The 15410-nt window shown below is 32.9% G+C and carries 15 protein-coding genes; 6 read left to right on the plus strand and 9 right to left on the minus strand.

All coding sequences use genetic code 11. The features are described 5' to 3' along the window. Window positions 1-145: 145 nt before the first annotated feature. The 3 genes from CS873_RS02340 to CS873_RS02350 form a co-directional block, all read right to left on the minus strand. Complete coding sequence (locus CS873_RS02340; RefSeq protein WP_099974283.1) at window positions 146-1288, minus strand: zinc ribbon domain-containing protein; 1143 nt, start codon at window positions 1286-1288, stop codon at window positions 146-148. A gap of 108 nt (window positions 1289-1396) precedes the next feature. After that, window positions 1397-3340: an ABC transporter ATP-binding protein/permease gene (locus CS873_RS02345; RefSeq protein ID WP_099974284.1), complete on the minus strand. Its 1944-nt coding sequence runs from the start codon at window positions 3338-3340 to the stop codon at window positions 1397-1399. Window positions 3341-3393: 53 nt separating this feature from the next. After that, on the minus strand, window positions 3394-4143 hold the full coding sequence (locus CS873_RS02350) for a tyrosine-protein phosphatase (RefSeq protein ID WP_099974285.1): 750 nt from the start codon (window positions 4141-4143) through the stop codon (window positions 3394-3396). Window positions 4144-4204: 61 nt separating this feature from the next. On the opposite strand from CS873_RS02350, the gene CS873_RS02355 reads away from it, so the two are divergent. Continuing rightward, entirely contained in the window at window positions 4205-4951 is a 747-nt protein-coding gene (locus CS873_RS02355) for a glycosyltransferase family 2 protein (RefSeq protein WP_099974286.1), read from the plus strand. Between the two features lie 15 nt (window positions 4952-4966). On the opposite strand, the gene CS873_RS02360 is transcribed toward CS873_RS02355, so the two are convergent. The 4 genes from CS873_RS02360 to CS873_RS08090 form a co-directional block, all read right to left on the minus strand. Continuing rightward, on the minus strand, window positions 4967-6136 hold the full coding sequence (locus CS873_RS02360; protein WP_099974287.1) for an iron-containing alcohol dehydrogenase: 1170 nt from the start codon (window positions 6134-6136) through the stop codon (window positions 4967-4969). Between the two features lie 141 nt (window positions 6137-6277). After that, entirely contained in the window at window positions 6278-6511 is a 234-nt protein-coding gene (locus tag CS873_RS02365) for a hypothetical protein (RefSeq protein ID WP_099974288.1), read from the minus strand. Window positions 6512-6614: 103 nt separating this feature from the next. Beyond that, window positions 6615-7724 carry an ABC transporter permease gene (locus CS873_RS02370; RefSeq protein ID WP_099974289.1) on the minus strand — a complete coding sequence of 370 codons (1110 nt, stop codon included), beginning with the start codon at window positions 7722-7724 and terminating at the stop codon, window positions 6615-6617. Continuing rightward, the gene (locus tag CS873_RS08090) at window positions 7675-7845 is read right to left on the minus strand and encodes a YhgE/Pip domain-containing protein (RefSeq protein WP_169922437.1); all 171 of its coding nucleotides are present in this window, start codon (window positions 7843-7845) and stop codon (window positions 7675-7677) included. The genes CS873_RS02370 and CS873_RS08090 overlap by 50 nt, the downstream gene beginning before the upstream one ends. Window positions 7846-8117: 272 nt before the next feature. Here CS873_RS08090 and CS873_RS02375 point away from each other — a divergent pair, with 272 nt between their 5' ends. From CS873_RS02375 to CS873_RS02385, 3 genes are all read left to right on the plus strand, one after another. Continuing rightward, window positions 8118-9101, plus strand: coding sequence for a ribose-phosphate diphosphokinase (locus CS873_RS02375; RefSeq protein ID WP_099974290.1), 984 nt, complete (start codon window positions 8118-8120; stop codon window positions 9099-9101). Between the two features lie 110 nt (window positions 9102-9211). Next, window positions 9212-9514 (plus strand): helix-turn-helix domain-containing protein, encoded by a 303-nt coding sequence (locus CS873_RS02380; protein WP_099974291.1) that lies wholly within the window; start codon window positions 9212-9214, stop codon window positions 9512-9514. Between the two features lie 232 nt (window positions 9515-9746). Next, window positions 9747-10355, plus strand: a complete 609-nt coding sequence (locus CS873_RS02385; RefSeq protein WP_281252447.1) for an IS3 family transposase — start codon at window positions 9747-9749, stop codon at window positions 10353-10355. Between the two features lie 62 nt (window positions 10356-10417). On the opposite strand, the gene CS873_RS02390 is transcribed toward CS873_RS02385, so the two are convergent. Beyond that, entirely contained in the window at window positions 10418-12751 is a 2334-nt protein-coding gene (locus CS873_RS02390) for an HAD-IC family P-type ATPase (RefSeq protein WP_099974293.1), read from the minus strand. Between the two features lie 91 nt (window positions 12752-12842). On the opposite strand from CS873_RS02390, the gene CS873_RS02395 reads away from it, so the two are divergent. Next, on the plus strand, window positions 12843-13502 hold the full coding sequence (locus CS873_RS02395) for an HAD hydrolase-like protein (protein WP_099974294.1): 660 nt from the start codon (window positions 12843-12845) through the stop codon (window positions 13500-13502). 84 nt (window positions 13503-13586) lie between these two features. Further along, complete coding sequence (locus CS873_RS02400) at window positions 13587-13940, plus strand: iron-sulfur cluster biosynthesis family protein (RefSeq protein ID WP_245823070.1); 354 nt, start codon at window positions 13587-13589, stop codon at window positions 13938-13940. Window positions 13941-13974: 34 nt separating this feature from the next. On the opposite strand, the gene CS873_RS02405 is transcribed toward CS873_RS02400, so the two are convergent. Further along, window positions 13975-15348, minus strand: a complete 1374-nt coding sequence (locus tag CS873_RS02405) for a hemolysin family protein (protein ID WP_099974296.1) — start codon at window positions 15346-15348, stop codon at window positions 13975-13977. Window positions 15349-15410: the final 62 nt, after the last annotated feature.

Consider the following 15410-nt stretch of genomic DNA (forward strand, 5'->3'; position numbering starts at 1 on the left):
TGAGGTTTTTGGTAGAAGTAGAATGTATATCTTGTATTTTAGGGGTTTGAAAGATGGGTATCAGCCATATACTCATCTTTCAAGAAAAATTATAGTTCATATAATAAAGTAGTAAAGTCATTTGATTAAAGCAAAAAGCAAGCCATCAGGCTTGCTTTTTAATTTTTCGATGAATAGTAAATGAAAATACAAATGTAATTAATGAGGTGGCTAATAAAATATAATAACTGAATCCAAATTCTGGACTATTGAGAACTGGATTACCTGTAAATATATTGGCATCAAGTCGGTGTGTTGCAAATATAACATAAATTATTATATAAATAACAGTTGGCAAGAAGCTAAATATTTTTACCATTCTAATACTAAATTTACTATTAAATCCTACAAACATAATTATTATCATTGGAGAAATAAAGCAAATTAATCTAAGAGCTGAAGTTATATTTTGAGCAGTAGCCTGATTAATACCTAAATTTACGCCAACGTTATAAACGTTAGTTATAATATTTGTTATTGAAACCCCATTTAAAAATGGTCCTGTTACTGAAGCAATTAGTCCAATAATTGCAAGAACAATAGAGATTTTTTGATAGATAGATCTCTTTCTGTCTACTTTGATTTCTTCAATATGTTGTTCGCCATTTTGATAATCATTGGCAGCTGAATCGTTATTATTCTTCTGCTTTTTTGGCTTATCTTGTTTGAAACGTTTGTTAATGCTTGTTTCTTTACCATGAGATATTTGTGCAAATAAGAACCATGCGATAACTGCGGCGGCTATAAAAACATAACCATAGTTTCTACGAACTAGCATTAATACAGCTGCGATAACTACTGTAAACAATGATATATAGCCGTTAGCTGTTGCAAAATTCCACATATTTTTTATTAAGCCACTATCTTCGTTGGTATTTTCAGGTGTTGCAGTATTTTCTTTTGTTGGTTCTGCTTCTAGATGAACTTTTTTATTACTGTTAAAATCATTTGGTACAAAAGCACGTGTAGCATCTAAATCAGGATTAGGATTGTTGTGATTTTGTTGTTTTGATCTTTCTTGTGCCATCTTTTGCGCAGGTGCTTGTTGAAGAATCGTTTTTACAGGTTCAGAGGTTACTTTTTGACTGTCATTTTCATGTGCAAGTTCTTCTTCTAAAGCGCTAAGTGAGACTACGGAATCAGTTTTATCATCTTGTTTATTATTTATACCTTTTTTGAGCGGGAGACCACAGTTATCACAGAATTTTTGTTCCGCGGTAATGGGGTGACCACAATTTGGACATACCATGTCATACCTCCAATTTTTATGAATACTATATATTATAAATCTTTTGTAAAAATATATATAGAGTCTTAATTATACAAAAAAAGCTCAGCAATTGCTGAGCTTTTATTTTTATTCACCAGTTAGTGAGTCACGAGGGTCTAGTTTAGCTGCACGTCTTGATGGTGATAATGCTGCTATGAGACTGATAATAACACTGACTACAATACCAAATATAGCATTTCCTGCACTGATAGCAACGATTGAAGCGTTGATTGAAGATCCGTTTGTAATTGAGTTAATCAACCATTCTAGTAGGAATGCAATAATCGTGGCAAATAGTCCTGATGAAAGACCGATTAGGAATGATTCAGATATGAACATATTTCTAATATCTTTCTTACGAGCACCAATTGCTCTCAGAATACCAATTTCTTGTGTACGTTCTGAAACAGAAATATTTAGAACTACGATAATCATAATTGCTGAAACTATTAGTGAGATGGCAGCAATACCTGCAAGTACATAGAATGCTAATGAGATATAAGTATTTAGTGTATCAACGATAGCACCTGCACCTGTAATTGTGTATGATTGTTTTTCTTTGCCTTTTTCTGTGTGTGTAAATGATTTAACTTTATTTTGTACTGCTTTAACATTTTGAGTTTTATCAACTGAAAGAGTTACAAAGTTAGGTTTTATATCAGTGTCTACTTTTTTACCAGCTGCTTGTAATGTATCAAAGCTGATAGCTGAGGATCCTGATTTAATTGTACCTGAAACTTTTACGTCTACTTTAATTTGAGTTGGTTTACCACTGTTATCCATGGTATTCAAGTACATTGTAACTGTCTTGCCGATAGCTTTTTTCTTGTAATCTTTACCAAATAACTTTTTGGCGTCAGATGTTAGTAAGATTACTTCATTCTTTCCAGGTTTTTTACCTGCGTTTATATCAGAAGTTTTTTCAACAGCATTCCATGTTTGGAAGAATTGCATTGTTGTATTTTTCTTACCATAGTAAATTTTTGGTGATTGAGCAAAGTAAGATTTTTCAACCTTAGATACATTATCTATTTTGCCTAATTCTTTAATATCTTTATTAGACATATTTATAGATGAAGCATCTGCTGAAGTTTGGTTGACATTTTTTGTTACTTGCACAGCAGTAGGATTGATCTGACTTGTAATTTGGTCATTGATATAAGATGTTATACCATTTCCCAGTCCTAACATGAATATGACTGAAAATATACCTATAGCGGCACCAATGATAATTAAAATATTTCTACCTTTGGTGTAAAGCATATGCTCCCAAGCAAGTCTGAAAGTATCACCAAAGTTCAGGTGACTGATCTTGTGATCAGAAGTTTTTTCAGTAGCTTCATATTTGTCTCTGATATTTTCGTCAGAATCAATTTGTCCATCAGCCAGGTGGACAATTCTTGTACCGTAGTCAGCCACTTGCTGTGAGTGAGTAACGGCAATAACAAGTTTGCCTTCCTTTGCGATGTCATCTAGTATCTTCAATACTTCTTCAGTATTCTTTGAATCAAGAGCGCCTGTAGGTTCATCAGCAATAATAATTTCAGGGTCATTTGCTAGAGCACGAGCAATAGCTACACGTTGTTTTTGACCACCTGAAAGTTGGTTAGGGTGCTTTTCAATGTGTTCTGAAAGACCAACCTTATCAAGCAATTCCTTGGCACGTTTAACTCTATCAGCTCTGGAAAGTGAGGACATCTCCAAAGGAACTAACACATTTTCTAAAACTGTTAAATGACTAATCAAATGGAAACTTTGGAAAATAAATCCGACAGTTTTACTACGATATTCATCGAGTGCCTTGTCAGAACCTTTCTTCAGTGAGTTTCCATTAACTAAAACATCACCTTCAAATTGAGAATCTAATCCACCAATAGTATTTAGTAGGGTAGTTTTACCACCACCAGATTCTCCTAAGATAGAAACAAATTCGCCACGGTCTAGTTTAAGATCAATTCCCTTTAGGACTTTGAACTCTTTCTTACCGAGCATGAAAGATTTTTGGACGTTTTTAAGCTCTAATATAGTCATTTTTTCTCCTCTATGAGTAAAACTATTTATGAAAGCATATTATATCTATTTTATTAATTTAAGTAAATATTTTTTAACTTATTTAGTTTATTTTGATTAATGTTCAATGCTTTATCTAAGTATTCCTCAAATGAGCCATAATAATGATCAATTGCATCAAAAACAGAACGGAAACTGTCCCAATCTGCCTTTGTCATATTCATTTTACTTATATCTTCATTTCCATGTTCATCATTCAATAATTTTGCGATTGTTGCAGTATCTGAGTACATCAAATTAGTTAGTAGGTAATCTCTGGTAATTGTTTCACTGTCAACGCCGAGTGCACGTAATATAAGCATAGCGGCGATACCAGTTCTATCTTTACCTGCTGCACAGTGAAATAGTAATGCTTGATTTTCCTGATCATTTTTTAAAAGAAGATCAAATAGGTAGCTGTAAGCTTGTTGCCCTTTTTTGTCCAAAATTACACTTTGATAGATGTTACCTAAATATGATGGAGTATTATTAAGAGCCGAGGCTAATTTATCACCATTTCCCTGCAAAGGGTAAACTGAATCGTAAAAAATTTTATAAAAGTCAGTTTCCACATCAGGACTAGTTAACTGCTCTTGATCAGAACGAAGGTCAACAACATACTTTAATCCGTAATTTTTTAAGAAATTCAAAGAATCATCATCCAATCGACTGATGTCTCCAGAACGAAGTAATTTATTTTTTTTAATTGTTTTTCCATCTTTAGTTTGATAATCTCCCAGTTCTCTAAGATTTATGGCTCCTGAGATGTTCAAAATTCGTTTCATTAATATTCCTCCGGTTTGCTTGAATCTAAGCTTTCGAATAAAATAAGTACAAGGTGAAATTATGGAAAATATAAAGATCTCTATAATTATGACAATTTACAATGTTCATGATTATTTAGAAAAATCTATCGAGTCTATCATAAATCAAAATAACTCAAATTTTAACTTAATTATGGTTGATGATTGTTCTACCGATGGATCATCAGAATTGGCACAAAAATACGCAGACAAGTATGATTTTATTCAACTTATAAAACATTCTGAAAATAGAGGTGTTTCGGCAGCTAGAAACACGGGCATGGATAATGTAGAGACAGAACTTATTACTTTTGTTGATAGTGATGATTGGGTAGAAGAAAATTATGTAGACTACTTTTTGAAACAATTTCAAGATAATGATGTAGATATGGTTACTTGCGGTTTTACCATAGAAAATGGACTAGGGAAGAGTAAACCTAAATCCACAAAAGAAATATCTGAGATTATAGATCGAGAAGAAATGATAAAGAGAATAACAAAAATATCAGATATTGTTATGGGGTACACTTGGAATAAAGTCTACAAAATGAGTATTATCCAAGAAAATAATCTTAGATTCAGTACAGACTTGAATTTGATGGAAGATCAAGTTTTTAATGTAGAGTATAGTAACAATGCTCAGGAATTTTATATAAGTAGCATTCCTCTATATCACTACGTGAATCGTAAGGATAGCATTACCAAAAAATTTGCAGTTGATAATGTTAAAGATGTTGGTTTGGCAAAATTGAAGGTATATCAACTAACAAAAAAAACCACAGAAAATTAATCTGTGGTTTTTTTATTACATTGCGTCGTATGCTTCTTGGAATAATTGTACAATTTCTTCTTTTGAGGATTTACGAGGATTTGAAAAGGCATTTCCATCTTTAAGAGCATTTTCTGCCATTAGTTCGAAATCTTTAGGGTTGGCACCAATTTCTTTAATACTACGAGGAATACCAACATCATCATTCATTTGTTGCATGGCATCAATAGCTACTTCTGCGGCTTCTCTAGTTGAAAGTCCATCAATGTTTTCTCCCATTGCCACAGCAAGGTCAGCAAAACGATCAGGACATGCGATAATGTTAAATCTTTCAACGATTGGAAGTAGGATAGCACAACATACACCGTGTGGTGCGTCGTATTGTCCACCTAATTGATGAGCCATGGCATGAACATAGCCAAGGTCAGCATTGTTAAATGCCATACCACCAAGCATTTCTGCTTCGACCATTTTTGTTCTAGCTTCTAGATTGTGACCATTAGCAACAGCTTCACGCAAACTTTCTTCAACAAGACGAATTGCTTGTAGACATTGACCATCAGTAATGTCATTACGGTTTTCAGAAACATAAGGTTCGATGGCTTGAACGAATGTATCCATACCAGTAGCGGCTGTTAGTCCCTTAGGAACATCAAGCATAAGTTTTGGATCATTAAATGATACTAATGGAACATTTCTCCATGAAACAACAACAAATTTAAGATGTGTTTCTTCATTTGTAATAACACAGTGACGTGTTAATTCAGAAGCTGTACCAGCAGTTGTGTTGACAGCCATTAGAGGAGGTAGGGGATTTTCTAGTGTTTCGATACCAGCTAAACTAGTGATATCGTCGCCATTGCTAAGAATAATACCAGTACCTTTACCACAATCATGAGCTGAACCACCACCGACAGTGATAATGCTGTCACAATTGTTATCTAGATATAATTTCTTTGCAGCTTCAATGTTTCTAACTTTAGGATTAGGTTCTACACCGTTAAAGACAACGTAGTCCACTCCAGCTTTATTCAATGAATCTAGAGTTTGATGTACTGGACCATTTTCAACTTTTTCTAGAAAGCTGTCAGTAACAATCAAAACCTTTTTCATATTTAGCATCTTGGCACGATCACCAATTTTTTCAATAACACCTGGTCCAAAAAAGTTAACACTAGGCATTAGGAAATCAAAGTTTTCTTTCATGATAAACCCCTTTATGTGAAATTTTATACAAGACAATTATACTTCTAAAGGGCTTACAAATAAATAGTTATTTTACACTTTGCTCATTTTTCATTAATGTATGATATATAAAAAGACTAACTTTTTATAAAGTTAGTCTTTTTATAGTTTCTTTTCTATATTGTAAGGAATAGTACTTGTATCATCTGAATTCTCTTTTTTGTCGTTTTCAAAGTAAATAGAAAAACTCTTATCGTTATTAACATCTTTAGCGACAATTATTGTTGAAGATGTGGGATTTTTCATTTTAAAAATTTCTGCTGATTTCATTGCACCTTCAAAATCATGAGAATTGGCAATTGCATCTCCGGGATTGAAAAATACTCTTTCAGTCATAATAATCACTCCTTTTAGTTTCTTAGTTTCATTATAGCAATTTCAGGATACTTTTGTGAAATTTAAAACAAAAAAACCTCTACAATTTGTAGAGGTTTTTATATTAAAGTTTTTCCATACTGAATGTATTGTTAAATGTTCTTACAGAAACCATGATTAATATGATAATAAATGCAATACCACCAACAGCTAATAGTCCTAATTCGTTTTTAAGAATATCTGCATGGATACCCGTCAAAATATTTATAGAGACTGAATAGTTGTATGTCATTGGTAATAGGTATGAAATAAATTTATAGAATACTGGAAGTGTTGCGATTGGCATAATAGCTCCAGAAATAACTGTTTGTACCAATGCAAGCGGTAAGTTTATTACGATACCTATTTGACCGAGTAGTAAGGTGAAGATACTTACTACTTGACCTGATATGAAGGTCATGTATACCGTTTGTAGATACAATAACCATCCGTCACTTGCAGGAATTCCTGTGATTAGTTTGAATGTAAGTACTCCGATTGTTGGTGCTAGGATAGCAATTATAGCTAAAGTAGTTTCATAGTAACCAAATGTCTTCCATTTTGATTTACCCATATCGATGAATGAATTAAATTGTGAACGTAATAGAAGTGTACTTGTTACAACTGAGATAAATGCACCTAGTGATATAAACATGGCACCCAATATTTCAGATGATTTTGATTCATTTTTATTAATATTTGTATTTGTAGATGTTACTGAGTCAGAAACAATTAGAGATGAAGCTTGTTTTTCAATTTGTGTTTCTACAGCTGAAGTAGCTTTGGATTGAACTTCTGCCATAGCAGTTGGGCTTTGTTCTATCGCTGGATTAGCAGCTACTTCTTTTTGTACAGCTTGTGTAACTGAGGCAGTACCTTGTTCTTGCATCAAAACTTTAGTTAATACTGCAATATTAGTCTTATTAGCAACTGTCTTGTTAAGACTGTCAGTTACTGAAGTTTTGATTTCAGAAACTACACTATTTGTTGTTTGGTTATTTGAAGAGTTTTGGTAAAAGTGAAGGTTAATTGCTTTACCATTAGCAATGTTAGTTGACGCATTCTTAGGAACTACTAAGATCATTGTTGTATCGTTGTTCTTTAGATCTTTCTTGGCATCTTTCAATGAAGATGTATTTTTAACCTTAGGAACATTTTTTTTGCTTGTTATATGTATCTTCCAGTTGATTAACAAGTGTCTTACCAGATTTAGAAGTATCCTTATTGACAATAGATATATGTAGATCGTCTAGGTTATCTCTAAATGTGTTATAAGCAGGTAGATAAATAACTGCCATAATCAATTGATAAAACATGGCAAAAATAATCGTAGCGATAGTTAATCATGAAAATAAAAAAGTCTTTATAATTCATAGCTAGCCCCCAAAATTTATTTTTTGTTATGTATCATTTACACAGAACTCTAATTTTAATATAAAATCAAGAATTATTAACTCATTTTACAAAAAAAAAAGTGCACGAATATGAGTCCCGTATTATTTTTAAATTAAGTGTAGTTTGTAGTCAAAAAGTACTAAAAAAGTGTAAAATATAAGTATCAGTTTAAATTCAATTCGGAGGGAACCTGATGTCAAATATATCTGAATTAGATAGTATTGCATTACTTTCTTTAAACGGAAATCAGCCTTTGGCTAAGAGAATTTCTGAGTATATGGGAATTCCACTTTTAGATGCTTCTGTATCACACTTTAGCGATGGTGAAATCAATATTCAAATTAACGAATCTATTAGAGGTAAGAGTGTCTACATCATCCATTCTGTTTCAGATCCTGTTAATGATAATTTGATGGAATTATTGATTGCTGTAGATGCACTTCGCCGTGCTAGTACTGCCGATATAACATGTGTTTTGCCATATTTTGCTTATACACGTTCAGACCGTAAATCAAGATCCAGAGAACCAATTTCAGCTAAGTTGTTTGCTGACTTACTAGAAATGGGTAAGGTTGATCGAGTTGTTACATTGGATATGCACGCTGATCAAATACAAGGATTCTTCGATATCCCTGTAGATCACTTACGCGCAATGTCTATCTTTGCTTCATATTTTGATGATAAGGTAGCTGATACAGATAATATTGTATTTGTAGCACCTGATCATAACTCAACAAAGAGAGCTCGATCAGTTGCTGAACTATTTGGTACACAAATAGCTATCATTGACCAGAGATCATCAAATCAATCTATAGATGTTCCTAATATTATTGGTGAGGTTGAAGGTAAGGATTGTGTTATTATGGACGATCTTATCGATACAGGTACTCGAATGATCAATAGTGCCAACGCTCTAGTAAAAGCTGGTGCTAAGAGTGTCAAGGGTGCTGCAACGCATCCTATCTTCTCACAAGGTGCTGCATCTAAACTACAGGATTCAAAACTGGAAGAAGTTGTAGTAACAGATACAATTGTGATTCCTGATGATTGTCTATTTGATAAGTTGACAATCTTATCAGTTACAAAACTTTTGGGAGATGCCATCCATAACGTGGAAACAGATCAATCTATTCATCCACTATTTGAAGTTGAAGATAAATACATCAAGCTAAAATAAAAAAACCTACAGGTTTAGGCACTGAGTCTATAATATGAAACAGAATAAAAAAGGCATTTCATTAGTTAAGATTTAGTATTATAAAACTTAAAAGTGAGGTGTTTTTTAGTATGGTTAAACAAAATCGTTACTCTATTGAAATTAAGATGGCTGTTGTTAATGATAAGCTCGCTGGATTGACCACAAGGTCAATCATGGAAAAATATGGTATTAAGAATAGAAGTCAGGTCGAAACTTGGGTTAAGTGGTTCAAACGAGGAGAAAGTAACCGTCTATCGCAACCAGTAGGTAAACAGTATTCATTTGGAAAAGGGCTAGTGGAACTTCCGAAACAACAACAACTAGAGATTGAGAATAAACGTCTGACTGAAGAGGTATTAGTTTTAAAAAAATTTCTACTAAACGAAAGGTGATGATTACGAACGATAACCGCCACTTACTAACTGAATTAACGAAAGAAATATCAGTTACTCGACTGTGTGAGATATTGAAAATATCCAGATCAACCTACTATAGGGCAATTAATAAACCTATATTTGAACCCACAAATCTTGAAAAGCTAATTCATGATACTTGTGTTAAAACGAAATTTAAATATGGCTACCGAAAGATTCATGCCTTAGTCAATAAAAAATTTCTTGTGGACTGAACAAAGTTCGCAGAATTATGCGCCGACAAGGATGGAATTGCCGTGTTAAACCTAAACGGTTTAAACGTTCAATAAATCCATTTCAATTATTTGATAACTTAGTATCTGGTAATTGGACATCAACTAGTCCTAGAAAATTATTAACAACAGATATTACTTATTTACCTTTTGGTAGTTCTACACAGTATCTATGTTCTATTATGGATACCTTCAATAACGAAGTTATTGCTTATCAAATTAGTAACCATCCAAACGCCAAACTATGCGTTGATACACTTGAGCAAGTAACAGATTTAGCTGAAGATTGTATTCTTCACAGTGATCAAGGAAGTACGTTTGCTTCGGAAATATATTTTGAATGTTGCCGCAAAAAAAGCATTACCCGAAGTATGTCCCGATTAGGGACACCATCAGATAATGCCATCATAGAATCGTTTCATTCCTCACCAAAGTCAGAAACGTTTTATTACATGGAGAATCAACATTTCTCCAATACCATTGTACAAAATATCGTTAGAGAATACATTAGCGATTGGAATGAATCTAGAATCTTAACAAAATTAGGTAATTTATCACCGGTTCAATACCGCGAATTAATGGCCTAATTAAAATGCCTTTTTATATTTGTTTCAAATTATAGTTGCAGTACCTTTACTTGTAGGTTTTTTTATAGTTTAATTCTAGAAAAAACACGTCTTCCTAATGTTTCTCTCATAAATACAAATAATGGCCAAGCAATTAAAGATAGAGATATGAATAGGAATGTGTAGGCTAAATCTGTAATAGATTGAAGATTGAATATTCGATTTTCAAAAGTGAAGGTTACTAAGAATAGAATCATGGACAAACCAATCATCGTCTTTTTTCTATTTGTTAACGGTGTACTAATTGCAAGTAGTGCACAGTAACCAATTATTCCTATAGTAAATACAGAAAGTGTAGAGGTTGTTAAGGAATATAATCCTATGTGTCTACCTACCGTGTTAATCAGAGTGATTAAAATAATATTGCATAGCGCAGCAGGTAGGGCAATTTCTAAAACATTTCTCATGAATCTTCCGGCAGGTGGTGTGTAGTTTGGTTCTAGTGCAAGTAGAAAACTAGGTATTCCTACTGTCAGTGCGTTTATTGGGGTTAGTTGAGCTGGTTGGAATGGATATCCAGTTCCAATAGCAATAAAGATCAATGTTAGCACGACAGAATAGATAGTTTTTATTAAATAAAGAGAAGCAACACGCTCAACGTTGTTAATAACACGTCTTCCTTCATTGAGCATGAAAATCATTGAGTCAAAATTTTTGTTAAGTAAAACAAAATCTGCACTGGCTTCTGCTGCTTCACTTTCACCAGCTATAGCGATACTACAGTCAGATTTTCTCATTGCCAAAACGTCATTGACACCATCACCAGTCATACCAACAGTTAATCCATTATCTTGCATAGCAGAAATCAGATCAGCTTTTTGATCTGGTTTAACACGTCCAAATACTTGATAATCTTTTACTAAATCGTGGTAGTCTTCATCAGTGACACTGCTCATATCAATATATTTGTCACTACCTTTAATTTTTGCTTGTTTGGCAACGTTGGAGACTGTTACTGGGTTATCTCCAGAAATTATTTTCAAATTAATTCCTTGATTTACCAAATAATTGAATGTAGAGGCGGCGCTCTTTCTAACTTCGTCGGCAATCATTATTAATCCCAGTAAATCTTGAACATCATTGTTTTCGTATAATACGGCTATTACTCGAAGACCATCAGAAGTATATTGTTCTATCTCTGATCTTAGATTACTATCCATATTTTTGATGATAAACTCTGGCGCTCCCATTATGTATCTTTGGGTAGGGGTTGTTTCAAAACCTGAGAATTTTGTTTCTGATGAGAATGGAATACTTTCTGTAGAAATTATACTGCTAGTTTCTGAATTTAATTTTTTGATAGCCGCTGCTGTTGCGTTAGTTTCGTCGGTTACTTCAATGATCTTAGTGGCAATTTGTTTTAATTCAACTTCAGAGTAGTTATTAAATGTTTTTAACTTAGTTACTTTTAAATTTCCTGTAGTAATTGTTCCTGTCTTATCCAGACATAGGGTATCAACTCTAGCTAAAGTTTCAATCGCTGATAGCGAACGGACAATTATTTTTTTTCTTGTTAAATTATATGCTGCTGTAGCCAGAGCTATTGATGTTAATAGAACCAGTCCTTCTGGAATCATCCCAATAACTGAAGCACTGGTACTGATTATTGATTGAGCAATATCGCCATTTTTGACAAACGTTCTGATAAATAAAATCAATCCTAGAGGAATTATTGTGTAAGTTAAGACCTTAATGATACGGTTGATCATTTTCATCAGTACACTGGTTTCACGTTTTTCTTTACCCACGGCTGAAGAAATTTTAGAAACAAAGCTATCGTGTCCAACTTTTGTAAGTTGAATAGTAGCATTTCCTGCAATTGCAAAACTTCCAGAAAATACTTCTTGATCTATTTGTTTAATAATTGAGTTAGATTCACCTGTAATACTAGATTCATTAACTTGGAATCCGTTAGTAGTTCTGATTATTCCGTCAGCAGGGATTATATCGCCACGACGCAATAGAACTAAGTCATCCTTAACTAGTAACTCAATAGATGTTTGTATTTGTTTACCATCACGAATTACATCGTACATCTGCTTGTGTACTAAGTTGATCTTGTCGACAGTAATCTTCGCACGGATTTCTTGAAAACTACCTATTAGTATATTAGCTAAAACAGGCCCTAAAAATAGCAGGTTTTTGTATGAACCTGTCCAAAAAATCAAGACAGCAATAAACAGATTCAAGAAGTTAAATAGCGTAAAAACATTGTCACCAATGATACGTGGAATCGATCGGGAAACATTTTTTATTTGAACGTTAGTTTGACCATCTTGAATTTTTTGTTTTACTTGGTCAGTTGTTAGACCAGTTTTCAAATTTGTTGGAGTAGTCTTATTTTGAATTTCTGACATAGAAGTACCCACATAGTGATTTTATTTTGAAAATATATTATACTCTTATAATATATGTAAATTGAAAAAAAGTGAAATGAGGATGACAAAAATGAATAACATATTTTTTGATTTAGATGGAACAATTATTAATTCTGAAAAAGGAATCATGGGTGCTCTAAAGTATATGTATACAAAAACTGACGGTTTTGTGCCTCATGATGATGATACATTGCGAGCTTTCATTGGACCAACTTTGTCAGAATCATTAAAAAAATATGATAATTTAGACTTTGACAATCCTCTTTCTCAAGAGAGATTTAAAGCTTTCAAAGAATACTATCAAGAAAAAGGAGTATTTGATTACTCTGTCTATGACGGTGTTTATGAAATGATGGAAAATTTGAAATCTCAAGACAAAGAAATTTTCATTGCGACATCCAAACCAGAAGTGGAAGCTAAGAAAATTATTGATCAACTAGATATGAAAAAATATATTCGTCACGTATTTGGTGCAACAGACGATGAAAAGACACGTTCTCTAAAGGCTGATGTAATTTCATATGGTATGAGAAAAACATCTGTGGACCTTAATTCTGAAAACTTAGTAATGGTTGGTGATCGATCAAGTGATATTATTGGTGCACATCAAAATGATCTAAAAGCCATAGGAGTTACCTATGGTTTTGGAAATGCTGAAGAGTTGTCAGAAGCACATTCTGAGTGGATCGTTAATTCACCATTAGAAGTACCTGAAGTATTTAAAAAATAACCTTTCGTTTGAGCAGAATCTTTTGTTTTAAAATAGCTTACTACTATAATTAATCTATTAAATAAAAGAAGAGGCATAATGATTATGAAAATTAATATAAGTGAAGAAGCAAAAACAAAGTTAGCTAAATATGGAGATGACAAAAATATCCTTATTGACCTAGACGATGGCTTGGGTAAATTTTCAGGGACAGGTGATTGTGCACTTATTACAAAATTTAGAGTTATTATTGTCGATAAGAACGAAGATTTAACTGACTATCCTATTGAACTGGATAGTGACCTAGGTACTATATATTTCAAATCAACTGCTAGTGATTTTTTGAAATCTGATTTGAAATTAGAAGTAAATCCAAAAAATCAATTGCTTGTTTTGAAGAGTGATTTTGAAACATTAGATAACGCTGTAAATATTGTAGATATTGCAGCTGTCAAATAAAAAAAGCTAACTGAGAATTCTCAGTTAGCTTTTTTTATTGTTCATTGTCATCTAACGAAACAAGATTGTCTTCATCAATAATTGCCTTAGTATTAACTTTGACCTTAAACCAATTAACAAATCCATGATCAAAATCGATTACTTTAAGATCAAAATTATCAATTTTAATTTCGTAATCCATATCCAAATCAGAATACTTTTCAATTAAGTAACCACCTATTGTGATGATGTCTGATTCTTGGAATTCAGGAATACTTGTCTTAAAGTATCTTTCAAAATCGTATAGCGTTGTTTTACCTGAAACGTTGTATGTACCGTCATCATTTTTAATAATGTATTCATCAGAAACATCATCGATTTCATCGTTGACGGTTCCAAATAACTCTTCATAGATATCTTTATCAGTAACAATACCGCTTGTACCACCGTATTCATCAACAACGATAACAATTGGAGTTTGTTTTTGAATCATTTTTTCAAGAATATCTTGGATAGGCATAGTTTCTGGAACAGTATTAACTGATCTTAAAATTCTACTGATACCAATGTCACCATCTACTTGATGTTGTCGAACGATATCATATGAATAAATGTATCCTAAGATTTTATCTTTATCATTATCAGCCACAACAGGGAATCGAGAGAATCCTTGTTGTAGATAGTCTTTCAATACGTCATCTACTTTATCGGTGATATCAACAACATATAGACTAGTACGATCAACCATGATATCTTTGGCAACTTTGTCATTTAGTTCAAATGCACGTTGCATGAAAAGAACATCATTTTGATCCATGTCACCATTTTGAATAGAAGATTTAGACAATCTCAAAATTTCAGATTGAGTATATGCTTCACTTTCTGGAGCATCTGGATTTAATCCTATCAAACGAATAATTCCACTAGCTGAAACATTTAATAACCAAACAAATGGGTATGATGCCAGATGGAACAATCTTAGTGGATTTACTACCCACATAAGTGTTCTCATCGGCATATCAATAGCCACATTCTTGGGAACAATTTCTGTTAAAACAACTTCTAGATATGTAAGTAAAAGAACACCAATGATAGATCCAACTACATGAAGTCCACCAGCGGAAGAAGATAAGTGAATAATTCCAAAGAGATCAACAAGTAGAAACTCAATGGTGCTTTCACCAATCCAACCTAGGATAATACCACAGATACTAACTCCGACCTGTGTTGTTGAAAGATACTCATTTAGATTATCAATCATGTGTAAAGCGCGTTCTAATTTTTTTGTGGAACCACTAGTTGCAATGGCATCTTCTACTTGGCTATGGCGAGTTTGCACAAGTGCGAACTCAGCAGCTACGAAGAAGAATGCAAAAGCAAAGGTTATTAGAATAATTATTAGGTTGATGCTTATCGTCGAACTAGACAATATTATAAATCTCCTTAATTGTGATTATTTATGCATTATACACCAAATTAAAAACCGACAAT

Origin of the sequence: Companilactobacillus metriopterae (assembly GCF_002762335.1) — a bacterium.
GTDB classification, from domain to species: domain Bacteria; phylum Bacillota; class Bacilli; order Lactobacillales; family Lactobacillaceae; genus Companilactobacillus; species Companilactobacillus metriopterae.

Coding starts and splice junctions, on each gene's coding strand:
- CS873_RS02355 (WP_099974286.1), top strand. CDS start 4,205: ATGGAAAATATAAAGATCTCTATAATTATGACAATTTACAATGTTCAT.
- CS873_RS02350 (WP_099974285.1), bottom strand. CDS start 4,143: ATGAAACGAATTTTGAACATCTCAGGAGCCATAAATCTTAGAGAACTG.
- CS873_RS02400 (WP_245823070.1), top strand. CDS start 13,587: ATGAAAATTAATATAAGTGAAGAAGCAAAAACAAAGTTAGCTAAATAT.
- CS873_RS02395 (WP_099974294.1), top strand. CDS start 12,843: ATGAATAACATATTTTTTGATTTAGATGGAACAATTATTAATTCTGAA.
- CS873_RS08090 (WP_169922437.1), bottom strand. CDS start 7,845: ATGTTTTATCAATTGATTATGGCAGTTATTTATCTACCTGCTTATAAC.
- CS873_RS02390 (WP_099974293.1), bottom strand. CDS start 12,751: ATGTCAGAAATTCAAAATAAGACTACTCCAACAAATTTGAAAACTGGT.
- CS873_RS02380 (WP_099974291.1), top strand. CDS start 9,212: ATGGTTAAACAAAATCGTTACTCTATTGAAATTAAGATGGCTGTTGTT.
- CS873_RS02360 (WP_099974287.1), bottom strand. CDS start 6,136: ATGAAAGAAAACTTTGATTTCCTAATGCCTAGTGTTAACTTTTTTGGA.
- CS873_RS02365 (WP_099974288.1), bottom strand. CDS start 6,511: ATGACTGAAAGAGTATTTTTCAATCCCGGAGATGCAATTGCCAATTCT.
- CS873_RS02345 (WP_099974284.1), bottom strand. CDS start 3,340: ATGACTATATTAGAGCTTAAAAACGTCCAAAAATCTTTCATGCTCGGT.
- CS873_RS02340 (WP_099974283.1), bottom strand. CDS start 1,288: ATGGTATGTCCAAATTGTGGTCACCCCATTACCGCGGAACAAAAATTC.
- CS873_RS02375 (WP_099974290.1), top strand. CDS start 8,118: ATGTCAAATATATCTGAATTAGATAGTATTGCATTACTTTCTTTAAAC.